This window comes from Streptomyces sp. NPDC002809, assembly GCF_040295435.1.
Taxonomy (GTDB): domain Bacteria; phylum Actinomycetota; class Actinomycetes; order Streptomycetales; family Streptomycetaceae; genus Streptomyces.
This window is the reverse complement of the sequence record NZ_JBEOVJ010000004.1, coordinates 134,499-159,696: the sequence shown is the minus strand read 5'-3', so window position 1 is coordinate 159,696 and position 25,198 is coordinate 134,499. Positions and strand designations below refer to the sequence as shown.

Below are 25,198 nucleotides of genomic sequence, written 5' to 3'. Positions count from 1 at the left end.
ATGAACCGGGAACGGAAGACCCCGGAGAGGCGGAGCCGCAAGGCGCGCCGCACCCGGGACACACTGGCCGAGGCCGCGTTCGAGCTCGTGCTCGACCGGGGTCTGAGGGACGTGACGGTCGAGGAGATCGCGGAACGCGCGGACGTCGACCGGCGCACGTTCAGCCGGTACTTCACAAGCAAGGAAGCCGCCGTCCTGGACTCGGTCCGGGGTGACGGCGACCGGATCAACGACGCCCTGCGGGCCCGCCCCGCCGGCGAACCCCCGCTCACCGCGTACCGCCGGGCCGTTCTGGACTGGCTGGCGGACCCCGGGGCGGAGGCCTGGCACCGCCGCCCGAGGATCTTCGAACTGCTGGTCCTCGCCGAGCAGGAACCGACCCTCTACGCGGCGTTCCACCACATCCGTGTGGACGCCCAGGAGGACTCGGTCGCCATCGTCGCCGAACGGCTCGGCACCGACCCGCGGCAGGACATCCGCCCCGCCGTCACGGTCGCCGCCGGAGCCGGCGCGCTCCTCGTCGCCCAGGCCGCCTGGGTGCGCGGAGGCTGCCCCGACGAGTTGCCCCGACTCGTCGAGCAGGCATTCGACGCCCTTGCGGGGGAGCTGCTCGCGCAGCCTCCCGCCGGATCGGCGTCACACAGCACCACGGAAGGAAACGGAACATCATGAGCACCACCCCCACCCCCGCCGACCAGGAATTCGCCGGCCGCACCGCCCTCGTCACCGGAGGGGCCTCCGGCATCGGCCTCGCCCTCGCACACCGGCTGGCCGCCGCAGGCGCGTCCGTCGTCGTGGCCGACTACGACGATGAGAGTGCCCGCAAGGCGGTCGCCGCACTGGAGAGCAGCGGCGCCAAGGCCGCGGCGGTGGTCATGGACGTCACCGACCCGGCCTCCGTGGAAGCCGGCGTGCGCTTCGCCGTCGACACCTTCGGCGCACTGCACCTCGCTGTGAACAACGCCGGCATCGGCGGCCCGAGCAGCCCGACCGGCGACTACGCCGTCGAGGACTGGAACCGGGTCGTCGCCACCAATCTGAGCGGCGTCTTCTACTCGATGCGCTACGAGCTTCCGGCCATCGTCGCCGCGGGCGGCGGCGCCATCGTCAACATGTCGTCGATCCTCGGCACCAACGGCTTCGCCGGCTCGCCCGCGTACGTCGCGGCCAAGCACGGTGTCGTCGGCCTCACCAAGACGGCCGCCCTCGAATACGCCGCGCAGAACGTCCGCGTCAACGCCGTCGGCCCCGGCTTCATCGACACCCCGCTGCTGCGCAACACCGAGGGCCCCGCCCGCGACCACCTGATCTCGCTGCACCCGGCGGGACGGCTCGGCACGGCGGAGGAAGTGGCGGAACTCGCCGCCTTCCTGCTGTCCGACCGCGCGTCCTTCATCCACGGCAGCTACCACCTGGTGGACGGTGGGTACTCCGCCTCCTGACAGGCGGACGGGGGCAGGGGGGCGAGAAGAAGAGGGACAGAGGTCAAGGAGGACCCCATGAAGGCTGTTCAGTACCGCGAAGTCGGCGCCGCACCCGAGGTCGTCACCGTTCCCGACCCGGAGCCCGGCCCCGGACAGGTGCTGCTGAAGGTCACCGCGGCAGGCGTCTGCCACTCGGACATCGCGGTGATGAGCTGGCCCGCGGACCAGTTCCCCTACCCCCTGCCGTTGACGCTCGGCCATGAGGGCGTCGGCACCGTCGCCGGACTCGGCGACGGCGTCAGCGGGCTCTCCGTCGGCGAGTCCGTGGCGGTCTACGGCCCCTGGGGCTGCGGCACGTGCGTCAAGTGCGCAGAGGGCAAGGAGAACTACTGCCTGCGCGCCAAGGAACTCGGTATCAACCCGCCCGGACTGGGATCGCCCGGCGCCATGGCCGAGTACATGATCGTCGACGACCCGCGCCACCTGGTGCCCCTCGGCGACCTCGACCCGGTGCAGGCCGTGCCGCTCACCGACGCCGGCCTCACCCCGTACCACGCGATCAAGCGCTCCCTGCCGAAGCTGGTGCCCGGAGCCACCGCCGTCGTCATCGGTACCGGCGGCCTCGGCCACGTCGCCATCCAGCTGCTGCGGGCCATGACTGCCGTCCGGGTGATCGCTCTCGACGTCACGGAGGACAAGCTCGCGCTGGCCCGCGCGGTCGGGGCGCACGAGACCGTCCTGTCCGACCGGCACGCCGCGGACCGGATCCGTGAACTGACCGGTGGCATCGGTGCCCAGGTCGTCCTCGACTTCGTCGGAGCGCCGCCGACCGTCGCCACGGCCGGTGCCGCGGCCGCGATCGACTCGGACGTCACGATCGTCGGCATCGGAGGCGGAGCGCTGCCGGTGGGCTTCGGTTCCCTGCCGTTCAGCACGACGGTGACCGCTCCGTACTGGGGATCCCGTTCCGAGCTGGCCGAGGTGCTGGAGCTGGCCCACGCGGGCGCGGTGAAGGTCCACGTCGAGACGTACTCGCTGGACGAGGCGCCGCTGGCGTACGAGCGGCTGCACGACGGCAGGATCAACGGACGGGCGGTCATCCTCCCCAACGGCTGACCGGACCGGGCCCGCCCTCCGATGGCCGACCGGGGCCGGACCCGCTCCCCGACGACCGACCGGGCCGAGCCCCCTCCCTCACGACCTTGCGGGCCGTCGCATGTGCGCCGGCCCGCATCGTCATGCCTGAGGGCCTTCGCGCACCCGGGCCATATGCGGAGACCGCCGTATCCGAGGCCGTTGCGCACCGGGATGCAAACGACGAAACTGCCCGGATGGGTTTCCTCGCGCTGATGACGCTGCCCGGACTGGTGATCGGGCTGACCGCCGTCGCCTTCCTCGACCAGCTGCTGCTGCGCGCGGGGCGGGCCGGTCTGCTGCCGTGGCGCAACAGTGCCCGGCAGGGCCAGATCTCCGCGACCGGGTTCGAGCAGCTGCACGCGACGTTCTCACCCGGCAAACAGAGCGAGCTCAAGGAACGGCAGAGCGCCCTTCTGCTGCGCGACGACGAGGAGGACGGCGCTCCGCCGCACCGCTCCACGGTCGACCTCGACGGCGGCCTCGCCGTCATCCGCCTGCCGGGGCAGTGAAGGGCGCCACCCGCGCAGTGCGGGGCGCCACCCGCTGAGGGCTGCGTGTCGCCACCGGTATCCCGCCCGGAGCGTGCCGGTCGAGCGGCCCGGGGCGTCGCGCGTCCTGCGTCACCCCGCCGCCACCAGCGGGCGCAGCCGGCTGTCGCGCAGCCGCACCACCGCCGGCGCGCAGCGGCGGGCCGCCACCGTCAGTGGCCAGGCGACCAGGGCGCCGGCCAGCAGGCCGATCAGCACATCGTGCGGGTAGTGCGCCCCGACCCAGATCCTGGAGGCGCCCATCAGCAGCGCGGCGGCGACCGCGACCGCACCGATCCGGCGGTCCGTCAGCCAGATCGCTGTCGCCGCGGCCGCCGCGATGGCGGCGTGATTGCTGGGGAAGGACCAGTCGCCGAGCGCCGGGCACGCCTCCACCGTCACGACATGCAGCGTCCGGCAGGGCCGCTGTTCATGGAAGACCGACTTGACCAGGTCGTTGACGAGGTACGCGGTCACCACGACGAGCGGGGTGCAAAGAGCCATGGCGGTCCGCGCGGGATCAGCGGGCCGGGAGCGCCACCAGGACGCGAGCATCAGCACGGCGAACAGGGCCAGGCCGTAGTCCGACCAGAGGCGCACGGCGGAGTCCAGGGCGGCGGGGGAACGCCGGGCCAGCTCGGTGACCCAGGTGTAGAACCCACCGTCGATCGAGGAGGCGGCTGAGGCGAGTGTCATCGGTGGGTGTCTCCTTCGGGGGTGCGCTTGGCACGTGAGCGGATCACTTCGGCAGCGAGCGGGACGAGGGAGACCGCGACCACCACGGCGACGATCGGCAGCAGATACCGGTCGACGTTCGGCACCGAGGACCCCAGCCCGTATCCGGCGAGCACCAGTCCGACGGTCCAGACCACACCGCCGGCCGCTTGCCACACGATGAACGGCCGTACCGGGACGCCGAGTGCCCCGGCCAGCGGGTTGAGCACGGTCCGCACCACGGGGACGAAGCGCGCCAGCACGATCGCGCGGCCATGGCCGTATCTCGCGAGCAGCTCCTCGGCGCGGGCGGCGCCCTCGTGGAGCCGTCCGGCGCCGCTTCGGGCCAGCAGCGCCCGCCGCCGCGCCGCCCGATCCAGTAGCCTGCCTGAGCTCCGATCAGCGCACCGGCCACCGCGGCGACCAGCACCTGCGGCAGCGACAGCTCGACCGGACCGTGCGTGCCTGGCACGCAGAGGAGGCCCGCCGTGAACAGCAGGGAGTCGCCGGGCAGGAAGAAGCCGACGAGCAGCCCCGTCTCGGCGAAGAGCACGACGGCGATGCCGAGTGCGCCGAACGTGCCGAGCAGTGAACCGGCGTCCAGCAGGTTCACCGCTTGAGGCAGGGGCGCCGACGAAAGTACGGACACGGTGGCGGGTCTCCATAATGGTGAGCGGGCGGCCTCGCGGAACGCCCGGACTGACTACAGTGATGTAGACGGTCTACGTCACTGTAGACGCTCGAACGGGGAGGAGAGTTCCCATGGCCCAGGTGAACGGGATATCGGGCGGGGAATCCGCCCACCGTCGGCCGTCCGGCGCGCCGGCATCCGAACCGACGGCACCGGACACGGCCGGGACGGGAGCCCCCGCCCGATCCGCGTCCGGCCGACCCGACCACGCCGGTGCCGAGCGACGCCCTTCCGGTGAAGCCGAGCGACGCCCCTCCGGCGAACTGGAGTCCACGATCCTGGCGGCCCTCTGGGCGGCCGGAACCCCGCTCACACCCGGCCAGGTGCAGCAGACGATCGCAACGGAGCTCGCCCGTACCACCGTCACCACGATCCTTTCGCGCCTCTACGAGAAGGGCTCGGTCACCCGCAGCAGGGCTGGGCGCGGTTTCGCGTACACGCCCACCGAGGACGCGGCCGGACTGACCGCCCGCCGGATGCACAGCGAGCTGCGCAAGGAACAGGACCGCAGCACGGTGCTGGCCAGGTTCGTCTCACAGCTCACGGACGAGGACGAGAAGCTGCTCCGCGATCTCCTCGACGGTGACACCCGGTGATCTACGCCGTGTGGATTCCGCTGCTGGTGCCCTTCTTCGTCGTTCCCGCCGCCCGTCGGCTGGCCGACGCCCTGGCGCCCGCACGGGCCGTGCGACTCCTCGCCGCCACCGGTGCGGGCCTTGCGGTGTGCACCGTGCTCGCCCTTGCGCTCCTGGTGGTGCCCGGTGCGGGCCGGCTGTCCGCCGTCGCCGCGGCGGGGGAGTTCGTCCACCCGCTCGCGGCCCCGGTACCGGGCACGGCCGTCCCGCTCGCGGCCGCCGCCCTGGTACTGATCGCCGGCTGCGCCGCCGCCGTGACGCATGCGGTGCGCGGCCACTGGGGCCGGCTCCACCGGGCCGTCCGCCCTGACCGGAGCGACGGGGGAGAGCTGGCGGTACTGCGGGACGAGCGACCGGACGCCTACGCGCTGCCCGGACGGCCCGGCAGCCCCGGCCGGATCGTCGTCACCACCGGCATGCTGCACGCCCTCGACCCCGCCGAGAGGGAGGCGCTCCTCGCCCACGAACGTGCTCACCTCGCCGGCCGCCACCACCTGTACCTCGCGGTCGCTGAACTGTCCGCGCGCTGCCATCCCGCCCTGCGCGCCCTGCGCGACCCCATGGGGTACGCACTGGAGCGCTGCGCCGACGAGGCCGCCGCGCAAGCGGTGGGGGACCGCCGGGTCGCCGCCCGCGCCATCGGGCGTGCCGCACTTGCCGCCCGGGCCGCCGGAGAGCCGTCCGCGCCCCGCCCGGCGGGGGCGCTCGCGGCGGCCGCCGGGCCCGTCCCGCGCCGTGTCGCCGCTCTGCTCGGCCGGGCCGCCGCGCGCCCGGCCGTCGGCAGGGCCGCGGCCGCGACCCTGCTGGTCTGCCTGGCGGTGTCGGGCGCTGCCGCTCTCGACGCGACGTACGACCTGCACAGCGGTATCGAGATCGCGCAGGGCGAGAACCCGTAGGAGCCGGTCCGGCTCCTACGGAAATCTGAGTGCTCCCGGCGTGCCGCGGCTACACTCACCTGATGGGTTCGTACTACTTCTTCCGCTGATTCCGGGCAGGCAGGCCGCCGCGCGACGCCGAGCCGTCACCTTGTGACGCCACGTCATGCAGCGTGCGCCCGTCCCCTCGGACCGTCCGGAAGCCCCGCCCGCCGCGCCCTGCCATGGGCCGCCGAGGCATGTATCCCCAGGGAAGACCAGCCATGCCCCTCCCGTACGACCGCGCCCAGCTGACCGTGAAGGACGTCTCCAAGGCATACGGGGACCGCGTGGTCCTCGATCAGGTCTCGCTCACCGTCCGCCCCGGCGACCACGTCGGTGTCATCGGAGAGAACGGATCCGGCAAGTCCACGCTCCTGCGGCTGATCGCCGGTACCGAGACGCCGGACAGCGGCGAGATCACCGTCCGCTTCCACGGAGGCACCGGCTGCCTCACGCAGACGCTCGCCCTCGACCCCGCCCGCACCGTCCAGGACGCCGTCGACGCGGCCCTCGCCGGACTGCGCGCACTGGAGCGGCGGATCCGCGCCGCCGAAGAGGCACTCGCCGCGCCCGGAGGCGCCGACGAAGTACAACTGGCCGTCTACGGAGACCTTCTGACGGAGTACGAGGAGAGCGGCGGATATCAGGCCGACGCCCGGGTCGACGCCGCACTGCACGGCCTCGGACTCGCGCACCTCACCAGGGAGCGCACGCTCGGCAGCCTCTCCGGGGGCGAACAGTCCAGGCTCGCGCTCGCCTGCGTACTGGCGTCGGGCCCCGAACTGCTGCTCCTCGACGAGCCGACCAACCACCTCGACCTCCGGGCCACCACCTGGCTGGAGGACCACCTGCGCGCCCACCGCGGCACCCTCGTCGTGATCACCCACGACCGCGCCTTCCTGGAACGGACCACCACCGTCATCGTCGAGGTCGACCGCGATCTGCGCAGCGTCGTCCGGTACGGGGACGGCTGGGACGGCTACCGCACGGCGAAGGCCGCGGCACGCCGCCGCTGGGAGCAGGACCACCAGGAGTGGCTGGACGAGCTGGCCCGCACCGAAGAACTCGTGAACGCCGCGGGCAGGCGGCTCGCCGCCACCGGAAAGGACCCGGGGGAGGGCTGGGGCAAGCACCGCCGCTCGCACGAGGCGAAGCTGTCCGCTCAGGTCAGAGCGGCCGGAACGCGACTGGAAGGGCTGCGCAGGGCGCCCGTGCCGGCTCCGCCCCAGCCGCTGCGGTTCTCCGCCGGACTGACCCCGGCCACCGAAGGCGACCGGGCACCGGGGCCACTCGTGGAGCTCGCGTCCGTCGCGGTCGGCGACCGGCTGAGCATGCCGGAGCTGCGGGTGGACAGCGGCCAGCGCCTGCTGGTCACCGGGGCGAACGGCGCCGGGAAGTCGACCCTCCTGAGGGTCCTGGCGGGCGACCTCGCACCCGACACGGGCACGATGCGCCGCCGGGCACGGATCGGCTACCTCCCTCAGGAACTCCCCGCTCGGCCGACCCGCCGCACCTTGCTGGACACCTTCGCGGCCGGACGGCCCGGCCACGCCGACGAGTACACCAGCATGCTCCTCGCGCTCGGCCTCTTCCGTCCGGAGGACCTGTCCGTGCCGGTTGCCGCGCTCTCCGTCGGACAGCAGCGGAGGCTGGCGCTGGCCCGGCTGGTCACCCGGCCCGCCGATCTGCTCGTGCTGGACGAACCGACCAACCACATCGCCCTGGACCTGGTGGAGGAACTGGAGGCGGCGCTCGCGGCGTACGGGGGAGCGGTCGTGGTCGTCTCGCACGACCGCAGCTTCCGTAGCCGTTTCACCGGCGACCGGCTGGACCTCCACGCAGGCAGGCCCGTCGCCCGCGCCTGACCTCGGTGACGCACGACGACGGGGCGGGCACGGGCTTCAGGCACCGTCGTCGTGCACGGCAGGGTCCTGCCCGCCCGCCAGACGGCCCTGCAACCGGTCCAGGAAGACCCGCTGCCCCTTGACGAGCCGCTCGGCCGCCACCTCCGGCGCGCACCAGGCGAACCGGTCGATCTCGGGGAACTCCCGCTGCACACCGGACCCCCGCGGCCACTCCATGGTGAACGTCCCCGGCACCGCCGTGGCCGGATCGAGGTCGGCCTCCACGGCCCACACGGTCACGGTCTTGCCGCCGGCCTGACGCGACTCGCCGAGCGCCACCCACGCACCGTCCGGCACCGGGTGGCCGAACTCCTCCTCGAACTCCCGCCGCGCCGCCGACTCCGCTCCCTCCTCGGGTCCGTACTCGCCCTTGGGGACCGACCACGCCGCACTCTCCCGGCGCGCCCAGAAGGGGCCGCCCATGTGCCCGACGAGGACTTCGAAGCCGGTGCCGCGGCGACGGAACAGGAGGAGACCGGCGCTGCGTCCGGGGCGCGTGTGGGGTGCCATGCCGTCAAGTGTGAGTGCCGGGCCCGGCACCGTACGGACGACAGGCCGCCTACACCTTGCGGTAGTCGTACGCCTCCGAGGCCGCGGCCACCACCGCGTCGATGCCGCCGCCCGCCGACGCGGTGACCACCGCGGCCACCGCACCCTCCACGAAGGGCGCGTCCACCAGACGTGCCCCGTCCGGGAGCTCGTCGCCCTCGGCCAGCATCGCCTTCACCGTGAGCAGGGCGCTCCCCAGGTCGACGAGCACCGCGACCCCGGCGCCGCCGTCGACGGACCGGGCCGCCTCGGCGATGAGTTCCGTGCTGGTCCCGAGCCCGCCCGCGGGCGTACCGCCGGCCGCGGCCACCGGCGCCGTCGTCCCACCGGCCGCGAGCCCCCGCGCCAGCTCGGCGACCGCCTCGGCCACCGGGCCGCTGTGCGAGACCAGTACGATCCCGACCTGCCTGTCCGCGCTCACGCGTCACCTCCGGCCGCACCGGCGGTCTCCGCGAGCGCGGCGATCAGCAGCGCGGACGACGTCGCCCCCGGGTCCTGATGCCCGATACTCCGCTCACCCAGATAGCTCGCCCGGCCCTTGCGTGCCTGCAGGGGAACGGTCGCCAGTGCGCCCGCCCGGGCCGCGTCCCGGCCCGCCTCGAACGACGTCCCGAGCGCCTCGACCGCCGGCAGCAGCGCATCGAGCATCGTCTTGTCACCGGCCTGCGCGCCGCCCAGCTGGGCCACCGCCGCCACGCCTGCCCCGAGCGCCCGCGCCAGCCCCTCGGGGCTGACGGCGGGTTCATCGCCCAGTTCCTTGCCCGTGCGCCGCAGCAGCGTCCCGTACAGCGGGCCGGACGCCCCGCCGACAGTCGAGATCAACTGCCGCCCGGCAAGCATCAGTACGGCCCCCGGCGTCCGAGGCCGCTCCTTGTCCAGTGCGACCGAGACCGCGGCGAAACCGCGCTGCAGATTGCTGCCGTGGTCGGCGTCCCCGATCGCGGAGTCGAGTTCGGTCAGATGCGCCGCCTCGCGGTCCACCGAGGCGGCGGTCGTGGTCATCCAGCGGTGGAAGAAATCTGCGTCGAGCACATGCGCTCCTCGGTACGTCGAACGAAACGGCGGGCCCCGCGGGGGACGGGCGGTCAGCGGCCCCAGCGCAGCGCGGGAGTCTGCACCGGAGCGTCCCAGAGACGTACCAGCTCCTCGTCCACCTGGCAGAGCGTCACCGAACAGCCCGCCATGTCGAGCGAGGTCACATAGTTCCCCACGAGCGTACGGGCCACCACCACGCCACGCTCGGAGAGCACCCGCTGCACCTCGGCGTTGAATCCGTACAGCTCCAGCAGCGGTGTCGCGCCCATCCCGTTGACGAGCGCGATGACCGGCCCCTGCGGCCGCAGGTCCTCCAGCACCGCGTCCACCGCGAAGTCGGCGATCTCCCGCGAGGTCATCATCGGACGCCGCTCCCGTCCCGGCTCGCCATGGATCCCCACCCCGAGTTCGAGTTCGCCGGGCGGCAGATCGAACGTGGGGGAGCCCTTGGCCGGCGTGGTGACCGAGGTCAGCGCCACCCCGAAACTGCGCGACGCGTCGTTGACCTGCCGCGCGATGGCCGTCACCCGGTCAAGCGGCGCGCCCTCCTCAGCCGCCGCCCCGGCGATCTTCTCGACGAACAGGGTTGCTCCCGTGCCCCGTCGACCTGCCGTGAAGAGGCTGTCGGTCACCGCCACATCGTCATTGACGAGCACCTGGGCGACCCGCACGCCTTCCTCGTCGGCGAGTTCGGCGGCCATCTCGAAGTTGAGCACGTCCCCGGTGTAGTTCTTCACGACGAACAGCACGCCCGCACCGCTGTCGACGGCGGCGGCGGCCCGCACCATCTGGTCCGGCACGGGCGAAGTGAAGACCTCGCCCGGGCACGCGGCCGACAGCATGCCGGGACCGACGAACCCGGCGTGGAGCGGCTCGTGCCCGGACCCGCCGCCGGAGACCAGGGAGACCTTTCCGGCCACGGGGGCGTCGCGTCGTACGACGACACGGTTCTCGACGTCAACGGTCAGTTCGGGATGGGCGGCGGCCATGCCGCGCAGCCCGTCGGCGACCACGGTTTCGGGGACGTTGATCAGCATGCGCAACGGAATCTCCCAGGAAGGCTGTCGACGCTGGACCACCACCGTAGGACGCAGGACGTCCCGTGCGAAGAACCTCACGTGCCCGCTCTCCCGCGATGTTCCCGGTGCAGCCGGAAAATGACGGGCACTCGCACCCCCTGGCACATACCGTCGGGGCCGTACCGGACCGAGGAGGGCGCGCAGTGGGTGCAGCTGAACCGTCGCAGAAGGAGCCGACGGAGGCCGCCGGCGAAGCCGTTGCTCCTTCACTCCGGAGAAACCCCGCCTACCGGATCTTTCTGGTGATCCAGGCCCTGTCCGCCCTCGGGGACTCCTTTTCGTACGTGGCGATTCCGCTTCTGGTGCTGCACAGCACGGGGTCGGTGGTCCAGATGGGGGTCGTCACCGGCCTCACGGGAGTCGCGTCGATCGTCACGGGCGTGTTCGCCGGTGTGATCGCGGACCGGTTCGATCGCAGGCGGCTTCTGATGATCAGCGACGGAGCCCGCTGTCTTCTCTACGCGCTCATCCCGCTGGTGTGGCTGTTCGCGACACCGATCTGGCTGATCTACACCATCGTTCCGGTCGTCGGTGTCTTCTCCATGCTCTTCCAGGTCACCTACGTGACCGTGGTCCCGGCCATCGTCGCGCCGGACCAGATCGCGAGAGCCAACGGGCATCTCTTCGCCACCTTCGCCGTCGCCGGGGTCGCGGGCCCGGCACTGGCGGGCTTCGTGGCGGCGGCCGCCGGCCCGGCCGCCGCCATCGGCATCGATTCCGTGACCTTCATGGTCTCGGCCATCGGTGTGCTGTTCGTCCGGATCCGCACGACTCCGCGCGTCGATGCCGACCGGGCCGGACACGGCGCGGTGCGGCGGGAGTTCCTGGCCGGTGCGCGGTTCCTCTGGGCGCATCCGGTGCTCCGGCCGCTGACCGTGCTGCTGTCGCTGCTGACCTTTCTCACCTACGGGATGACGGACCTCGTCATCTATCTGCTGAAGCACGACCTGGGCCACCGCGACACCACGGTCGGCTATGTGCTGGCGGCCGGCACGGTCGGCACGTTCATCGCCTCCGCCGTGGTCGCCCGGGTCCGCGCGCGGATGGGGTTCGGGGCCAGCTGGATCACGGCCTTCGCGCTGGCAGGGGTGGCCGTCGCCTGCATGGGGCTTTCGCGGAGCGTGCCGGTCATCGCCGTCCTGATGACGGTCAACGTCATGTGTACCGGTGTCGCGGGCATTTCCTCCATGTCGCTGCGTCAGGAGGTGACTCCGAGTCGGCTGCTGGGACGGGTCACCTCCACGTTCTGGACCCTCCACTCGGCCCTGGGCCCGCTGGGCGCGGCCGCTGCCACGGCGGCCGCGGCCGGTGTCGGGGTCACCGCGGTCTTCGTCGTCGCCGGGATCGCCGTGCTGTGCATCGCGCTGGCGGGCACGGTGACCGGGATCGCGCGATCCCGGTCACCCGCCGAGGTGGCGTCGGGGGACGCCGTGTGACCCGGCAGCGAATCCGCCGGAGGGCGCGGGCCTGCTGTTCCCCCGTCAGGTGACGCACGGGCTACTCTGGCGGACGCCGGTCGCGGCCCCTCCTCTTGCGTACATCTCCTTGCGGACAGGTGATCTGATTTGCTGTACATCGCGTTCCTGCGAGGGATGAACGTGCCGGGCCGCTCGGTGAAGATGGAGTATCTGCGCGGTCTGTTCACGGACATGGGATTCGACGCCGTACGCAGCTACATCCAGAGCGGCAACGTCTTCTTCGAGTCCGACGAGACGGACCGGACCGTGCTCGGCGCCCGGATCGGTGCGCACCTCGAACGGGAACTCGGCTACGAGGTCGCGGTCTGTCTGCGTACGGTGCCGGAGCTGGAGGCGCTGATCGCGCTCGACCCGTTCAAGGACGTCACGGTCACCGACGACCTGCGCTGCTGCGTGGTGTTCACGACCGAGCGGATCGATCCGGAGCTCTCTCTGCCGATGCTCTCCCCGAAGAAGGACATGGAGATCATCGGCAGCACCGGGTACGACGCCTTCGTCGTCTGGTATCTGATCAACGGCAGGGCGCCGGCCGCGAAGGGTTTCCAGGAGCGCGTCCTGGGCCACGACGCGACGACGCGCTTCTTCCACACCGTGGTGAAGATCCTCGGTGCGGCCAGGAAGGGCGCGGCCTGAAGGACCGCCGTCAGGCTCCGGTGGCGGGGGCGATCTCCTCGATGAGGCTCTCGACGAGCGCCCGGATCTCGTCGCGGACGGTGCGCACGGCCTCGACTCCCAGGCCGGCCGGATCGTCCAGTTTCCAGTCGAGGTAGCGCTTGCCGGGGAAGACGGGGCAGGTGTCGCCGCAGCCCATCGTGACGCACACGTCCGACTCCCGGACCGCGTCGGCCGTCAGGACCTTCGGGCTCTCGGCCGAGATGTCGATCCCGGCCTCCGCCATCGCCTCGACGGCGGCGGGATTGACGCGAGTGCCCGGCGCCGAGCCGGCGGAGCGGACCTCGACACGGTCCCCGGCCAGATGGGTCAGCCAGGCCGCGGCCATCTGCGAGCGGCCGGCGTTGTGTACGCAGACGAACAGGACGGACGGCTTGCCGCCGGGCTCGGCCATGGTGATCGTGCTCCCTCGTCGTGTGACGGACCAGCCGTCGATGAATCAGCCCCCGCTGGTATCAGTGGGCGATGATGTGACAGTATCAGCGCATGCTGACTTCAGTCGATGCTGATCTGATGCGGGTGCTGAGCGATCCGCTCCGCCTCCGGATCGTGACCCTGCTGGCGGGCGAGACCCTCTGTACGACGCACCTGGTGGAGGAGACCGGCGCGAAGCAGACCAATCTCTCGAACCACATGAAGGTGCTGCGGGAGGCCGGTGTGGTGGAGACCGAGCCGTGTGGCCGCTTCACCTACTACAAGCTGCGCCCCGACGTCCTTGCCGGGCTCTCCGCGCAGTTCGCGGCGCTCGCGGAGTCGGCGAGGGCCGCCGACGGAAACAAGAGGGCCTGTCCGTGACCCCCACCGAGTCCGCTGCCCCGCCGGTCCGGTCCGCCGCGGACGCGTCCGTCGTCCGGAAACTCTCCACCCTCGACCGCTTTCTCGCGGTGTGGATCCTGCTGGCCATGGCTGTCGGCCTGGGCCTGGGGCGTCTCGTTCCGGGTATGGGTGACGCCCTGGCGAAGATCGAGGTCGGCGGAATCTCCCTGCCGATCGCGCTCGGCCTGCTCGTCATGATGTACCCGGTGCTGGCCAAGGTCCGCTACGACCGCCTCGATGCCGTGACCGGCGACCGGAAACTGATGGTGTCCTCGCTGGTCATCAACTGGATCATCGGACCTGCGGTGATGTTCGCCCTGGCGTGGATCTTCCTTCCCGATCTGCCCGAGTACCGCACCGGGCTGATCATCGTCGGTCTTGCCCGCTGTATCGCCATGGTCATCATCTGGAACGACCTCGCCTGCGGTGACCGCGAAGCGGCGGCAGTGCTGGTCGCGCTGAACTCCGTGTTCCAGGTGATCGCGTTCGGTGTACTGGGCTGGTTCTACCTCGACCTGCTGCCGCGGTGGCTGGGCCTGGGCGACGGGCAGGGTCTCGATGTGCCCGTCTGGCACATCGCGCTGAACGTCGTTGTGTTCCTCGGTGTCCCGCTGCTCGCCGGATTCCTCACCCGTCGCATCGGCGAGAAGAGGATGGGCCGCGAGTCCTACGAGGCGGAGTTCCTCCCGAGGATCGGGCCGTGGGCGCTGTACGGGCTGCTGTTCACGATCGTCGTCCTGTTCGCCCTGCAGGGGAAGACGATCACCTCGCAGCCGCTGGACGTCGTGCGTATCGCGCTGCCGCTGCTGGTGTACTTCGCGATCATGTTCTTCGGCTCCTTCATGCTCGGCAAGGCCCTCGGGCTGGCCTACGACCGCACCACGACCCTGGCCTTCACCGCGGCGGGGAACAACTTCGAGCTGGCCATCGCCGTCGCCATCGCCACCTTCGGCGTCACGTCCGGCCAGGCGCTGTCGGGTGTCGTCGGCCCGCTGATCGAGGTCCCGGTGCTGATCGGGCTGGTGTACGTCGCACTGGCCTGGCGCAGCAGGTTCGAGTCGCCCGTGAGGGTGGGGCGGGAAGTCTGAGGCCATACCGAAAGCCCCGTCCGTCCGCAGCGCTTGCGGGGGGACGGGGCTTTCCGTGCGACTTCAGGTGCGCAGGTCCAGCATGGCGGACATGGCCGCCACCACGGGTGGGGCGACCTTGTAGTACACCCAGGTCCCGCGTCGCTCCGATGTCAGCAGGCCGGCCTCGCGCAGCTTCTTCAGGTGGTGGGAGACGGTCGGCTGGGAGACGCCGACGTCGGAGATGTCGCACACGCACGCCTCACCGCCCGCATGCGAGGCGACCTTGGAGAACAGGCGCAGCCGCACCGGGTCGGACAGCGCCTTGAACATCGCGGCCATCTTCTCCGCGTCGCCCTGCGACAGCTCCCCGGCGGTGATCGGCGGACAGCACGGCACCACCGCCCCGGCGTCCGGGGCCGGCAGCTCCACAAGCTCTGGCTTTGACATATGTCTATGTTGACACTCATCGATACGAGTAGCAAGCTATGGATATAGACAGCGATCGAAGCAGCGGCCGCGCATGGCCGCCCACCCTGGAGGAGATCACCGCCATGACCACCACTGCAGACCTTCCGGTCGTCGTCATCGGCGCCGGCCCCGCCGGACTGGCGGCCGCCGCCCACCTCGTCGGGCGCGGCATCGAGCCTCTCGTTCTGGAGGCCGGACCCGCGGCCGCCACCTCGGTGCGCGGCTGGTCGCACGTGCGGCTCTTCTCCACCTGGGGCGAACTGACCGACCCGGCCGCCGAGAAGCTCCTGGCGCCCACCGGGTGGACCAGGCCCGCCGCGGACACCTACCCGACCGGCGGGGACTGGGTCGGGCAGTACCTCCAGCCCCTCGCCGACGCCCTCGGGGACAAGGTCCGCTACGGCGCCACCGTCACCGGCGTCTCCCGCCTCGGCCGCGACCGGATCGTCGACGCCGACCGTGAACAGCAGCCCTTCACCCTCCGCGTCACGCGCGCCGACGGCACCGAGGAGCGCATCCTGGGTCGGGCGGTGGTCGACGCCTCCGGCACCTGGTCCACCCCGGGCCCGATCGGCGCCGACGGGCTCCCCGCCCTGGGCGAACGCGCCGCGTCCGCCCGTATCTCCTACCGCGTCCCCGACCTCAAGGACCCGGCCGTCCGCGCCCGCTACGCGGGCAGGCGCACCGCCGTCATCGGCTCCGGCGCCTCCGCCTTCACCGCCCTGGCCGCCCTCGCCGACGTGGCGAAGAACGAACCGGGCACCCACTCCGTGTGGATCCTGCGCCGCGGCATCAGCGGCTCCACCTTCGGCGGCGGCTCCGCCGACCAGCTCCCCGCCCGCGGCGCCCTGGGCCTGGCGGCCAAGTCCGCCGTCGACGACGGGTACGCCGACGCCGTCACCGGCTTCCGCACCGGCAGCATCGAGCCCACCGACGACGACCGCCTGGTCCTGGTCGGCGAGGACGGCCGGCGCCTCGACCCCGTTGACGAGGTCATCGTCCTGACCGGCCTGCGCCCCGACCTGTCCTTCCTGTCCGAACTCCGCCTCGCGCTGGACGAGCGCCTGCAGGCACCGGTGGAGCTCGCCCCGCTCATCGACCCGAACCAGCACTCCTGCGGCACCGTCTACCCGCACGGCCACCGCGAGCTGTCCCACCCCGAGCGGGGTGTCTACCTGGTCGGCATGAAGTCCTACGGCCGCGCCCCGACCTTCCTCGCCATGACCGGCTACGAGCAGGTCCGCTCCGTCGCCGCCGCCCTCGCGGGTGACACCGAGGCCGCCGACCGCGTCGAACTCACCCTCCCCGAGACCGGGGTCTGTGGCGGCGCCGGACTCTTCGACGACCCCGCCGCCGGCCGGGCCGACGAAGGGGGCTGCTGCGCCGCTCCCGCTCCGGCCCTGGTGCAGATCGGCGGCTTCGCTCCGGCCGGCCCCACCGAAGGAGCGGCGGAGTCCCCGGCCGGCGGCTGCTGCGGAACCTGAGGGCCCCGGATCGGCGGTACGGGCACGCGCGCGAGGGTCCGGGGGATACCGGGCCTCACCGCTTGCGCGACAAGGGGACGGGCGCACGCGCGCGAGGCTCCGCCGGCGTCTCGGCGGACGGGCCCGTCGCCCGCGGCGCACATACGGCCGCGGACGGCGGGCCGGACGGGTGGGTCAGGTCCGGTCGATGTGGACGCTGGTCGACTTCACGCGGGCGGTCGCCGTCATGCCCACCTCGAGCCCGAGGTCCTCGACGGCCTCCCGGGTCAGCAGTGACACGAGCCGGTGCGGACCGGCCTGGATCTCCACCTGCGCCGCCACGTCCCCGAGCTTGACCGCGGTGACGATGCCCGGAAAGGCGTTGCGCGCGGAGGTGTAGGAGACCTCCTCCTCGCCCGTGCCGTTCTGTGCGACCTCGACGGAGAACGCCGCCAGGTCGCGGCCGTCGATGAGGCGGCGACCGCCCTCCTCGCGATGGGTGGCGACGCGGCCGGCATCCGCCCAGCGCCGCGCGGTGTCCGGGCTGACGCCCAGCAGGCGGGCGGCCTGCCCGATGGTGTAGGTCTGCATATGCCGCACCCTAGAGTCACCCGAGCTGCAAATGCAAGCATAAATCTGCTAAATGCTGGTGGATGCAAGTTTGATACCCGACCGGTGGGCCGGGTGGCCCTGCCGGGATGAGGAATCGGGGCGTGCGACCTAGTGTGCGAGCCATGGCAGAGAGTGCGGGGTACCGGGGTTCTGCGGGGCGGGATGCGGGCTCCGCCGCCGGACCGGACACCCCCGACCCCCGGCGGTGGCAGGCGCTCGCAGTCTGTCTGGTGGCGGGCTTCATGACCCTCCTGGACGTGTCCATCGTCAACGTGGCCCTGCCATCCATCAAGGAAGGGCTGAACACTCCGGAATCCGACCTGCAGTGGGTGCTCTCTGGGTACTCGCTCGCCTTCGGTCTCTTCCTGATTCCCGCCGGGCGTCTCGGCGACGCCCGTGGGCGCCGCGAGGTCTTCATGGCCGGGCTGGTGCTCTTCACCCTGTCCTCCGCAGCCTGCGGCGCCGCCCAGTCCAGCACCTGGCTGGTGATCGCCCGACTGGTCCAAGGACTGGCCGGCGGTCTGGTCTCGCCGCAGATCTCGGCCCTCATCCAGCAGATGTTCTCGGGACGGGAGCGGGGCCGGGCGTTCGGCATGTTCGGCACGGTGGTCGGCATCTCCACCGCGGTCGGCCCGCTGCTGGGCGGACTCCTCATCCAGGCGGCCGGGGCCGACGAGGGCTGGCGCTGGGTGTTCTACGTCAACCTGCCGCTCGGGCTCGTCTGCCTCCTGCTGGCGCGGCGGCTGTTGCCGGACACCCCCTCCGCGGGCCCGGTGCGGCTGCGGGACCTCGACCCCCTCGGGGTCCTGCTGCTGGGAGCCGGGGTGCTGGCCCTGCTGCTGCCGTTCGTCCAGGCCCATCAGTGGCACGGCAACGCGAAGTGGCTGCTCCTGGCCGTCGCCGCGGTACTGCTCGCCGCGTTCGTTGCCTGGGAGTCCCGGTGCGGTCGCCGCGGCACCCAGCCGGTCGTCGACCTCCGGCTCTTCCGCGTCCGCTCCTACTGGCTGGGCTGCCTGCTGATCCTGCTGTACTTCGCCGGATTCACCTCGATCTTCTTCATCACCACGCTCTACCTGCAGAGCGGGCTGCACTACTCCGCCCTGCAGGCGGGCCTGTCGATCACCCCGTTCGCCCTGGGCTCCGCCATCGCCGCAGGCCCCGGCGGCAGAATGGTCGGCCGGTACGGGCGCCCCCTCGTCGTGGTGGGCATGGCCACGGTCGCGGTGGGACTGGCAGCCACCGCGCTCGCCGTCCACCTGGTGCCCGGCAGGGGTGCCGGCTGGGCGATGGCAGCCCCGCTGCTGCTGGCCGGGCTGGGCAGTGGTCTGGTCATCGCACCCAACCAGACCCTGACCCTGTCGCAGGTACCGGTGGCCACCGCGGGAAGCGCCGGCGGCACCCTGCAGACCGGCCAGCGCGTCGGCTCCGCGATCGGGATCGCCGCCGTGGGTTCGGTGTTCTTCGCCCAGGTGGGCTCCGCCGCCTGGTCCACCGCCTACGACCACGGACTCATCGTCTCCGTGGCCTTCGTGATCGCCGGACTCGTCGTCGCGCTGGCCGACGTGGGCGGGGCCCGACGGGGCAGAATCCGTGCACAGCAGTCCGCAGCACCCCCGGCGGCCTCCAAGGAGACACGATGAAGGACCCCGACGGCACCGCACCGGACGGCAACCGTTCGTACGGGCACAAGCCCTTCAAACGGTCCCGGAGTCATTTCGCCGACCGCATCACCGCCGACGGCCGCGACGGCTGGCCGGTCGAGGCCGGCCGATACCGTCTCGTCGTCAGCCGCGCCTGCCCCTGGGCGAGCAGGGCCCTGGTCTCCCGCAGGCTGCTGGGTCTGGAGAGCGCCCTCTCGCTCGCCGTCGCCGACCCGCTGCAGGACGACCGGAGCTGGCGCTTCACCCTGGATCCGGACGGCCGGGACCCGGTACTCGGCATCCGTTACCTGAGCGAGGCGTACGACGCCAGGGAGCGCGGCTACCCCGGCGGCGTCAGCGTCCCCGCGATCGTCGACGTCACCAGCGGCAGGCTGGTCACCAACGACTACCAGCGGATCACCCTGGACTTCGCCACCGAATGGACCGCGCTGCACCGCCCCGGGGCGCCCGACCTCTACCCGGAGCCGCTGCGCGACGAGATCGACGAGGTGATGGACGAGGTCTACCGCGACGTCAACAACGGCGTGTACCGGGCTGGATTCGCGGACGGCCAGAGCACGTACGAGAGCGCCTACGAGGCACTCTTCCGCCGCCTGGACCAGGTGTCGGACCGGCTTGCGGACCGGCGCTACCTCGTCGGCGACACGATCACCGAGGCCGACATCCGCCTCTTCACCACACTGGTGCGATTCGACTCCGTCTACCACGGCCACTTCAAGTGCAACCGCTCGAAACTGGCCGAGGACCCGGTCCTGTGGGCGTACACCAGGGACCTCTACCAGACCCCAGGATTCGGGGACACCGTCGACTTCCACCACATCAAGCAGCACTACTACCGTGTCCACACGGGCATCAATCCCACCGGCATCGTGCCCGTCGGGCCCGACCTGTCGGGGTTCCTGACCCCGCACCACCGCGAGCGGCTCGGCGGCCGCCCGTTCGGCGACGGCACCCCGCCCGGTCCGGTGCCGGCGGGCGAACAGGTCCCCCCGCGGCACCGCCCCTGAGCGGCCCTACTCCGTCTCGTCGAGACGATCGGCGTAGTACTCGATCGCCGGACGGTAAGCCCGGACCTGCGGATCCTCGCTGGTGGCGGCCGACACCAGCAGGAGCGTCCGTACGGCTTCGCGGGACTCACCCAGGTTGTAGAGCGTCATGGCCAGGAACGTTTGCAGCGCGGCATCCTGGGCGAACTCGCCCAGGCCCCGCCGGAGCACCTCGCGCGCCTGCGCATGGCGGCCCAGCACCCGCAGCGTGCTGCCGAGGCCGAGGAAGGCCCCGTGGCGGTCCTGCGGCGAAAGGCCCGTTCCGTCCAGTGCGCGCTCGTAGAACGGCACGGCCTGAGCCTCGAGGCCGAGGGAATCGTGCGACCAGGCGGCCTGGTAGGCGATGGCGGCATCGTGCGGATGGTGCGCCGCCAGGGCCACCAGCTCCTCGTGTGCCTGCGGGGTCTTCCGCTCGCGCAGGCGCACCGCACGCGCGAGTGCCGTGTCCGCCGTCGCGTGTTCGTTGTCGGTGCTCATGCAGCCGCACGCTGCCAGGCCGAGGGGCGCAGCGCAAAATCATGTGGGGCAGGGCCCTGTCGAGACAGCGGCGATCACGAGATATCTTGATGTCAAGCAATGTTGCAGACGTGGAGCGGAGCACAGGGTGACTGACTCGACCATCATCTATACACACACCGACGAGGCCCCGGCCCTGGCGACGTATTCGTTCCTGCCCGTGGTCGAGGCCTATGCCTCGAAGGCCGGGGTCACCGTGGAGAGCCGTGACATCTCCCTGGCGGGCCGGATCATCGCCAGCTTCCCCGATCGCCTCCAGGAGAGCCAGCGCATCGACGACGCTCTTGCCGAGCTGGGCGCGCTGGCCACCACTCCCGGTGCGAACATCATCAAGCTGCCCAACATCTCGGCCTCGATCCCGCAGCTGAAGGCCGCGATCGCCGAGCTGCAGGGGCAGGGCTACGCCCTCCCGGACTACCCGGACGACCCGCAGAGCGACGAGGACAAGGACGTCCGCGCCCGTTACGACAAGGTCAAGGGCAGCGCGGTCAACCCCGTCCTGCGCGAGGGCAACTCCGACCGCCGCGCCCCCGCGTCGGTCAAGAACTACGCCAAGAACCACCCGCACCGCATGGGTGCCTGGTCGGCCGACTCGAAGACGAACGTCGCCACCATGGGCGTCGACGACTTCCGCTCGACCGAGAAGTCCGCCGTGATCGCCGAGCCCGGCTCGCTGCGCATCGAGCTCGTGGGCGACGACGGCACGACCACGGTGCTTCGTGAGTCCGTACCCGTGCTCGCCGGCGAGGTCGTGGACGCCGCCGTCATGCGTGTCGCCGCGCTGCGTGAGTTCTTCACCGCACAGATCGCCCGGGCCAAGTCCGAGGACGTCCTGTTCTCCGTGCACCTCAAGGCCACGATGATGAAGGTCTCCGACCCGATCATCTTCGGCCACGTGGTCCGCGCCTTCTTCCCGAACACCTTCGCCAAGTACGGCGACGTCCTCGCCGCCGCGGGCCTGACCCCGAACGACGGCCTCGGCGGGATCCTCAAGGGCCTCGACTCGGTGCCCCACGTCGGTGCCGAGATCAAGGCGTCCTTCGAGGCCGAGCTCGCCGAGGGCCCCGCCCTGGCGATGGTCGACTCCGACAAGGGCATCACCAACCTGCACGTCCCCAGCGACGTCATCGTGGACGCCTCCATGCCGGCCATGATCCGCACCTCCGGCCACATGTGGGGCCCGGACGGCCAGGAGGCCGACACCGTCGCCGTCCTGCCGGACAGCAGCTACGCCGGTGTCTACCAGGTCGTGATCGACGACTGCCGTGCGAACGGCGCCTTCGACCCGTCCACCATGGGCTCGGTGCCCAACGTCGGTCTGATGGCGCAGAAGGCCGAGGAGTACGGCAGCCACGACAAGACCTTCGAGATCCCCGTCACGGGCACGGTACGGGTCGTCGACACCGCCGGCACCACCGTCCTGGAGCAGGCCGTCGGCGCCGGTGACATCTTCCGGATGTGCCAGACCAAGGACCTGCCCATCCAGGACTGGGTCAAGCTCGCCGTCACCCGCGCCCGCGCGACCGGCAACCCGGCCGTGTTCTGGCTCGACGAGGACCGCGCCCACGACGCGCAGCTCATCACCAAGGTCAAGACCTACCTGGCCGACCACGACACCGACGGTCTCCAGATCGAGATCCTGACCCCGGAGAAGGCCACCGCCTTCTCCCTGGAGCGCATCCGCCGCGGTGAGGACACCATCTCGGTGACCGGCAACGTGCTGCGTGACTACCTCACCGACCTGTTCCCGATCCTGGAACTCGGCACCAGCGCGAAGATGCTCTCCGTCGTGCCGCTGATGAACGGTGGCGGTCTGTTCGAGACGGGCGCCGGCGGCTCCGCGCCCAAGCACGTCCAGCAGCTCGTCAAGGAGGACTACCTGCGCTGGGACAGCCTGGGCGAGTTCCTCGCCCTCGCGGTCAGCTTCGAGCACCTCGCGCAGACCACGGACAACGCGCGCGCCCAGGTCCTCGCCGACACGCTGGACCGTGCGACCGCCACGTTCCTCAACGAGGACAAGTCCCCGAGCCGCAGGCTCGGCGGCATCGACAACCGCGGCAGCCACTTCTACCTGTCCCTGTACTGGGCCCAGGAGCTGGCGCAGCAGAGCACCGACGCCGAGCTCGCGACGGCGTTCGCCCCGCTCGCCAAGACGCTGGCCGAGCAGGAGCAGACGATCGTCGGCGAACTGGTCGCGGTCCAGGGCAAGCCGGTCGACATCGGCGGCTACTACCAGCCCGACCCGGCCAAGGCCGAGGCCGTCATGCGCCCGTCGGCGACGTTCAACCAGGCGATCGCGAGCCTCGCCTGAGGTAAGCAGGGCGAGGGGGCAGGTGCCCGCACCTCTGCCCCACAGCCCGTACAGCCCAGTCGCTGTTCCGCCCCGGCCGACCTTCCGTCGAGCCGGGGCGGAGCTGTTTTCGGCACCGCTCCCCGCGCATACCGTCCGGCTCGTCCTCGGGGGTCCGGAGGACGCCCTGACGAGTGAAAGTGGCGCCGTGGCGGGCGCCGGGCCGCCCTCGGCGGGCCCGTGGCTGGTTTGCTGCAACCGGAAACATGCGCGACGCGCGGGAAGGGCCGTTCGGCCGACCCGCTGGAGCGGCGCCACGCCGGGTGCGCAGTCCACCCGCGGATGACAACCGAAGGAGCGTCCCAGTGACGACGACGGGCACAGCAGAGCCGACGGACGAAGAGGAGTCGTACGCCAACGAGCTTCCGGTGCACAGCAAGGAGCCGGGCAACGTCGTCATCAAGTGGCTGACCACCACCGACCACAAGACGATCGGCTCGCTGTACCTGGTCACCTCGTTCGCGTTCTTCATCGCCGGCGGCCTGCTCGCGCTCGTCATGCGCGCCGAGCTGGCCCGTCCGGGCACACAGATCGTGTCGAACGAGCAGTTCAACCAGGCGTTCACCATCCACGGCACGATCATGCTGCTGATGTTCGCGACGCCGCTCTTCGCCGGGTTCACCAACTGGATCATGCCGCTGCAGATCGGCGCGCCCGATGTGGCGTTCCCGCGGCTGAACATGTTCGCGTACTGGCTGTACCTCTTCGGCTCGCTCCTCGTGGTGGCCGGTTTCCTCACCCCGAACGGCGCGGCCGACTTCGGCTGGTTCGCCTACTCCCCGCTGACGGACGCGGTCCGCTCGCCGGGAATCGGCGGAGACATGTGGATCATGGGCCTGGCCTTCTCCGGCTTCGGCACGATCCTCGGTTCGGTCAACTTCATCACCACGATCGTCTGCATGCGTGCCCCCGGCATGACGATGTTCCGCATGCCGATCTTCGTCTGGAACGTCCTGCTGACCGCGGTCCTGGTCCTGCTGGCCTTCCCGGTGCTCGCGGCAGCGCTCCTGGCGCTGGAGGCGGACCGAAAATTCGGTGCGCACGTCTTCGACGCGTCCAACGGCGGCGCGCTGCTCTGGCAGCACCTCTTCTGGTTCTTCGGCCATCCGGAGGTGTACATCATCGCGCTTCCGTTCTTCGGGATCGTCAGCGAGATCATCCCCGTCTTCAGCCGCAAGCCGATCTTCGGCTACATCGGCCTCGTGGCCGCGACGATCTCCATCGCCGGGCTCTCGATCACCGTGTGGGCGCACCACATGTTCGTCACCGGCGCCGTGCTGCTGCCCTTCTTCTCCTTCATGACGTTCCTCATCGCGGTGCCCACCGGGGTGAAGTTCTTCAACTGGATCGGCACGATGTGGAAGGGCTCGTTGTCCTTCGAGACACCGATGCTCTGGTCGATCGGCTTTCTCGTCACGTTCCTCTTCGGCGGTCTGACCGGTGTCATCCTGGCCTCGCCGCCGATGGACTTCCACGTCTCGGACTCGTACTTCGTGGTCGCGCACTTCCACTACGTCGTCTTCGGCACCGTGGTGTTCGCGATGTTCGCCGGGTTCCACTTCTGGTGGCCGAAGTTCACCGGCAAGATGCTGGACGAGCGGCTCGGGATGATCACGTTCTGGACGCTGTTCGTCGGGTTCCACGGCACGTTCCTAGTGCAGCACTGGCTGGGCGCGGAGGGCATGCCGCGTCGGTACGCCGACTACCTCGCCAGCGACGGATTCACCGCGCTGAACACGATCTCGACGATCTCCTCGTTCCTGCTGGGCCTGTCGATGCTGCCGTTCTTCTACAACGTCTGGAAGACCTCCAAGTACGGCAAGAAGATCGAGGTCGACGACCCGTGGGGCTACGGCCGTTCGCTGGAGTGGGCGACTTCCTGCCCGCCGCCGCGGCACAACTTCGTGACCCTGCCCCGGATCCGTTCCGAATCCCCGGCGTTCGACCTGCACCACCCCTCCGTACGCGAGCTCGACGAGGCCTCGAACCGCGGTGACCGCTCCGCGACGGTGGCGCCGGGGGACAGGCAGACGTGAGCAGGACCGCAGAGGGAGAGGAGAGACGCATGGGTACCGATCCCGAGAAGGACAGCGCCCGCGGCCTGGCCCAGATGGAGGGCTATCTGCTGTGGAACGCCGAGGTCGAGGAGGCGAGGCGGCGCGCCCACCGGTTCACGGACGAGCTGCCGTGGCTCACGTCGGCCCAGCGCGAGGACGTGGAGCGCGTCTACACGGCCGACCGGGCAGCCGCCTCGCGGGCGATGCTGGTACGCGTCTCGGCCCGTGCCGCGGAACTGCGGGGCGAGTACAACGAGCGCTACCGCAGGCTCAGAACGCGCTGCGTCGCCACAGCGGTGGTCTGCGCGGGCACCGCAGGCGGAGCCTGCACGGTCGCGGCCTACCTGGCCAGATGACCCGCTGAGGTCGTCCGTTCT

General features: G+C 71.1%; 26 protein-coding genes and 1 pseudogene. 17 read left to right on the top strand and 10 right to left on the bottom strand.

The genetic code is table 11. The annotated features are described in order from the left end of the window. The 4 genes from ABT025_RS04405 to ABT025_RS04390 all read left to right on the top strand — a co-directional run bounded on the left by ABT025_RS04405 (window position 1) and on the right by ABT025_RS04390 (window position 3,070). Window positions 1-672, top strand: a complete 672-nt coding sequence (locus ABT025_RS04405; RefSeq protein ID WP_350989704.1) for a TetR family transcriptional regulator — start codon at window positions 1-3, stop codon at window positions 670-672. After that, window positions 669-1,442 (top strand): SDR family NAD(P)-dependent oxidoreductase, encoded by a 774-nt coding sequence (locus ABT025_RS04400; RefSeq protein WP_350989703.1) that lies wholly within the window; start codon window positions 669-671, stop codon window positions 1,440-1,442. Before ABT025_RS04405 ends, ABT025_RS04400 begins: the two co-directional genes overlap by 4 nt. Window positions 1,443-1,499: 57 nt before the next feature. Continuing rightward, window positions 1,500-2,540, top strand: coding sequence for an NAD(P)-dependent alcohol dehydrogenase (locus ABT025_RS04395; RefSeq protein WP_350989702.1), 1,041 nt, complete (start codon window positions 1,500-1,502; stop codon window positions 2,538-2,540). A 215-nt stretch (window positions 2,541-2,755) separates the two neighbouring features. Further along, a complete protein-coding gene (locus tag ABT025_RS04390; RefSeq protein ID WP_350989701.1) occupies window positions 2,756-3,070 on the top strand; it encodes a DUF6191 domain-containing protein in 315 nt (104 codons plus the stop codon). Between the two features lie 111 nt (window positions 3,071-3,181). Here ABT025_RS04390 and ABT025_RS04385 read toward each other — a convergent pair whose 3' ends face one another. Both ABT025_RS04385 and ABT025_RS04380 read right to left on the bottom strand, forming a co-directional pair. Next, a complete protein-coding gene (locus ABT025_RS04385) occupies window positions 3,182-3,784 on the bottom strand; it encodes a phosphatase PAP2 family protein (protein WP_350989700.1) in 603 nt (200 codons plus the stop codon). Beyond that, window positions 3,781-4,451 (bottom strand): annotated as a pseudogene (locus ABT025_RS04380) (DedA family protein). Before ABT025_RS04380 ends, ABT025_RS04385 begins: the two are co-directional and overlap by 4 nt. Window positions 4,452-4,756: 305 nt before the next feature. On the opposite strand from ABT025_RS04380, the gene ABT025_RS04375 reads away from it, so the two are divergent. The 3 genes from ABT025_RS04375 to abc-f all read left to right on the top strand — a co-directional run bounded on the left by ABT025_RS04375 (window position 4,757) and on the right by abc-f (window position 7,910). Next, window positions 4,757-5,089, top strand: coding sequence for a BlaI/MecI/CopY family transcriptional regulator (locus ABT025_RS04375; RefSeq protein WP_350989819.1), 333 nt, complete (start codon window positions 4,757-4,759; stop codon window positions 5,087-5,089). After that, on the top strand, window positions 5,086-6,024 hold the full coding sequence (locus ABT025_RS04370; RefSeq protein ID WP_350989699.1) for a M56 family metallopeptidase: 939 nt from the start codon (window positions 5,086-5,088) through the stop codon (window positions 6,022-6,024). Before ABT025_RS04375 ends, ABT025_RS04370 begins: the two co-directional genes overlap by 4 nt. Before the next feature lie 242 nt (window positions 6,025-6,266). Next, window positions 6,267-7,910 (top strand): ribosomal protection-like ABC-F family protein, encoded by a 1,644-nt coding sequence (gene abc-f, locus ABT025_RS04365; RefSeq protein WP_350989698.1) that lies wholly within the window; start codon window positions 6,267-6,269, stop codon window positions 7,908-7,910. Between the two features lie 36 nt (window positions 7,911-7,946). Here the strand turns inward: abc-f and ABT025_RS04360 are convergent, their stop codons facing one another. From ABT025_RS04360 to dhaK, 4 genes are read right to left on the bottom strand one after another with little or no spacing between them, the layout of a single operon-like run. Further along, complete coding sequence (locus ABT025_RS04360) at window positions 7,947-8,459, bottom strand: NUDIX hydrolase (protein WP_350989696.1); 513 nt, start codon at window positions 8,457-8,459, stop codon at window positions 7,947-7,949. 49 nt (window positions 8,460-8,508) lie between these two features. Beyond that, window positions 8,509-8,919, bottom strand: a complete 411-nt coding sequence (locus ABT025_RS04355) for a PTS-dependent dihydroxyacetone kinase phosphotransferase subunit DhaM (RefSeq protein WP_350989694.1) — start codon at window positions 8,917-8,919, stop codon at window positions 8,509-8,511. After that, complete coding sequence (dhaL, locus tag ABT025_RS04350; protein WP_350989692.1) at window positions 8,916-9,530, bottom strand: dihydroxyacetone kinase subunit DhaL; 615 nt, start codon at window positions 9,528-9,530, stop codon at window positions 8,916-8,918. Before dhaL ends, ABT025_RS04355 begins: the two co-directional genes overlap by 4 nt. A 53-nt stretch (window positions 9,531-9,583) precedes the next feature. Continuing rightward, on the bottom strand, window positions 9,584-10,570 hold the full coding sequence (gene dhaK / locus ABT025_RS04345) for a dihydroxyacetone kinase subunit DhaK (RefSeq protein WP_350989817.1): 987 nt from the start codon (window positions 10,568-10,570) through the stop codon (window positions 9,584-9,586). A 185-nt stretch (window positions 10,571-10,755) separates the two neighbouring features. On the opposite strand from dhaK, the gene ABT025_RS04340 reads away from it, so the two are divergent. Beyond that, on the top strand, window positions 10,756-12,048 hold the full coding sequence (locus ABT025_RS04340) for an MFS transporter (protein ID WP_350989690.1): 1,293 nt from the start codon (window positions 10,756-10,758) through the stop codon (window positions 12,046-12,048). A gap of 129 nt (window positions 12,049-12,177) precedes the next feature. Then, entirely contained in the window at window positions 12,178-12,723 is a 546-nt protein-coding gene (locus ABT025_RS04335) for a DUF1697 domain-containing protein (RefSeq protein WP_350989688.1), read from the top strand. Between the two features lie 10 nt (window positions 12,724-12,733). Here ABT025_RS04335 and ABT025_RS04330 read toward each other — a convergent pair whose 3' ends face one another. Further along, entirely contained in the window at window positions 12,734-13,156 is a 423-nt protein-coding gene (locus ABT025_RS04330) for an arsenate reductase ArsC (RefSeq protein WP_350989686.1), read from the bottom strand. A 92-nt stretch (window positions 13,157-13,248) separates the two neighbouring features. Here ABT025_RS04330 and ABT025_RS04325 point away from each other — a divergent pair, with 92 nt between their 5' ends. After that, the gene (locus tag ABT025_RS04325; protein WP_350989684.1) at window positions 13,249-13,557 is read left to right on the top strand and encodes an ArsR/SmtB family transcription factor; all 309 of its coding nucleotides are present in this window, start codon (window positions 13,249-13,251) and stop codon (window positions 13,555-13,557) included. Beyond that, window positions 13,554-14,666 (top strand): ACR3 family arsenite efflux transporter, encoded by a 1,113-nt coding sequence (gene arsB, locus ABT025_RS04320; protein ID WP_350989682.1) that lies wholly within the window; start codon window positions 13,554-13,556, stop codon window positions 14,664-14,666. Before ABT025_RS04325 ends, arsB begins: the two co-directional genes overlap by 4 nt. A gap of 63 nt (window positions 14,667-14,729) precedes the next feature. Here the strand turns inward: arsB and ABT025_RS04315 are convergent, their stop codons facing one another. Further along, entirely contained in the window at window positions 14,730-15,095 is a 366-nt protein-coding gene (locus ABT025_RS04315; protein WP_350989680.1) for an ArsR/SmtB family transcription factor, read from the bottom strand. A gap of 104 nt (window positions 15,096-15,199) precedes the next feature. Between ABT025_RS04315 and ABT025_RS04310 the strand changes: the two genes are divergently transcribed. Continuing rightward, the gene (locus ABT025_RS04310) at window positions 15,200-16,600 is read left to right on the top strand and encodes an NAD(P)-binding domain-containing protein (RefSeq protein WP_350989678.1); all 1,401 of its coding nucleotides are present in this window, start codon (window positions 15,200-15,202) and stop codon (window positions 16,598-16,600) included. A gap of 174 nt (window positions 16,601-16,774) precedes the next feature. On the opposite strand, the gene ABT025_RS04305 is transcribed toward ABT025_RS04310, so the two are convergent. Continuing rightward, window positions 16,775-17,170 (bottom strand): TOBE domain-containing protein, encoded by a 396-nt coding sequence (locus ABT025_RS04305; protein ID WP_350989676.1) that lies wholly within the window; start codon window positions 17,168-17,170, stop codon window positions 16,775-16,777. Between the two features lie 143 nt (window positions 17,171-17,313). Between ABT025_RS04305 and ABT025_RS04300 the strand changes: the two genes are divergently transcribed. Further along, the gene (locus ABT025_RS04300) at window positions 17,314-18,831 is read left to right on the top strand and encodes an MFS transporter (RefSeq protein ID WP_350989674.1); all 1,518 of its coding nucleotides are present in this window, start codon (window positions 17,314-17,316) and stop codon (window positions 18,829-18,831) included. Continuing rightward, window positions 18,828-19,859 carry a glutathione S-transferase family protein gene (locus ABT025_RS04295; RefSeq protein ID WP_350989672.1) on the top strand — a complete coding sequence of 344 codons (1,032 nt, stop codon included), beginning with the start codon at window positions 18,828-18,830 and terminating at the stop codon, window positions 19,857-19,859. The genes ABT025_RS04300 and ABT025_RS04295 overlap by 4 nt, the downstream gene beginning before the upstream one ends. A 6-nt stretch (window positions 19,860-19,865) precedes the next feature. Here ABT025_RS04295 and ABT025_RS04290 read toward each other — a convergent pair whose 3' ends face one another. Further along, entirely contained in the window at window positions 19,866-20,375 is a 510-nt protein-coding gene (locus ABT025_RS04290; protein WP_350989670.1) for a tetratricopeptide repeat protein, read from the bottom strand. Between the two features lie 127 nt (window positions 20,376-20,502). Here ABT025_RS04290 and ABT025_RS04285 point away from each other — a divergent pair, with 127 nt between their 5' ends. From ABT025_RS04285 to ABT025_RS04275, 3 genes are all read left to right on the top strand, one after another. After that, window positions 20,503-22,725 carry an NADP-dependent isocitrate dehydrogenase gene (locus ABT025_RS04285; protein ID WP_350989668.1) on the top strand — a complete coding sequence of 741 codons (2,223 nt, stop codon included), beginning with the start codon at window positions 20,503-20,505 and terminating at the stop codon, window positions 22,723-22,725. Between the two features lie 344 nt (window positions 22,726-23,069). Next, window positions 23,070-24,800: an aa3-type cytochrome oxidase subunit I gene (gene ctaD, locus ABT025_RS04280; RefSeq protein WP_350989666.1), complete on the top strand. Its 1,731-nt coding sequence runs from the start codon at window positions 23,070-23,072 to the stop codon at window positions 24,798-24,800. 29 nt (window positions 24,801-24,829) lie between these two features. Beyond that, window positions 24,830-25,177: a hypothetical protein gene (locus ABT025_RS04275; protein WP_350989664.1), complete on the top strand. Its 348-nt coding sequence runs from the start codon at window positions 24,830-24,832 to the stop codon at window positions 25,175-25,177. Window positions 25,178-25,198: the final 21 nt, after the last annotated feature.

What these genes read in the sequence shown, in the direction of transcription:
- ABT025_RS04305 (WP_350989676.1), bottom strand. Translation starts at nt 17,170, where the DNA reads ATGCAGACCTACACCATCGGGCAGGCCGCCCGCCTGCTGGGCGTCAGC.
- ABT025_RS04390 (WP_350989701.1), top strand. Translation starts at nt 2,756, where the DNA reads ATGGGTTTCCTCGCGCTGATGACGCTGCCCGGACTGGTGATCGGGCTG.
- ABT025_RS04330 (WP_350989686.1), bottom strand. Translation starts at nt 13,156, where the DNA reads ATGGCCGAGCCCGGCGGCAAGCCGTCCGTCCTGTTCGTCTGCGTACAC.
- ABT025_RS04275 (WP_350989664.1), top strand. Translation starts at nt 24,830, where the DNA reads ATGGGTACCGATCCCGAGAAGGACAGCGCCCGCGGCCTGGCCCAGATG.
- ABT025_RS04315 (WP_350989680.1), bottom strand. Translation starts at nt 15,095, where the DNA reads ATGTCAAAGCCAGAGCTTGTGGAGCTGCCGGCCCCGGACGCCGGGGCG.
- ABT025_RS04325 (WP_350989684.1), top strand. Translation starts at nt 13,249, where the DNA reads ATGCTGACTTCAGTCGATGCTGATCTGATGCGGGTGCTGAGCGATCCG.
- ABT025_RS04400 (WP_350989703.1), top strand. Translation starts at nt 669, where the DNA reads ATGAGCACCACCCCCACCCCCGCCGACCAGGAATTCGCCGGCCGCACC.
- dhaK (WP_350989817.1), bottom strand. Translation starts at nt 10,570, where the DNA reads ATGCTGATCAACGTCCCCGAAACCGTGGTCGCCGACGGGCTGCGCGGC.
- ABT025_RS04290 (WP_350989670.1), bottom strand. Translation starts at nt 20,375, where the DNA reads ATGAGCACCGACAACGAACACGCGACGGCGGACACGGCACTCGCGCGT.
- ABT025_RS04295 (WP_350989672.1), top strand. Translation starts at nt 18,828, where the DNA reads ATGAAGGACCCCGACGGCACCGCACCGGACGGCAACCGTTCGTACGGG.
- ABT025_RS04360 (WP_350989696.1), bottom strand. Translation starts at nt 8,459, where the DNA reads ATGGCACCCCACACGCGCCCCGGACGCAGCGCCGGTCTCCTCCTGTTC.
- abc-f (WP_350989698.1), top strand. Translation starts at nt 6,267, where the DNA reads ATGCCCCTCCCGTACGACCGCGCCCAGCTGACCGTGAAGGACGTCTCC.
- ABT025_RS04300 (WP_350989674.1), top strand. Translation starts at nt 17,314, where the DNA reads ATGGCAGAGAGTGCGGGGTACCGGGGTTCTGCGGGGCGGGATGCGGGC.
- ABT025_RS04405 (WP_350989704.1), top strand. Translation starts at nt 1, where the DNA reads ATGAACCGGGAACGGAAGACCCCGGAGAGGCGGAGCCGCAAGGCGCGC.
- ABT025_RS04385 (WP_350989700.1), bottom strand. Translation starts at nt 3,784, where the DNA reads ATGACACTCGCCTCAGCCGCCTCCTCGATCGACGGTGGGTTCTACACC.
- ABT025_RS04395 (WP_350989702.1), top strand. Translation starts at nt 1,500, where the DNA reads ATGAAGGCTGTTCAGTACCGCGAAGTCGGCGCCGCACCCGAGGTCGTC.
- ABT025_RS04310 (WP_350989678.1), top strand. Translation starts at nt 15,200, where the DNA reads ATGACCACCACTGCAGACCTTCCGGTCGTCGTCATCGGCGCCGGCCCC.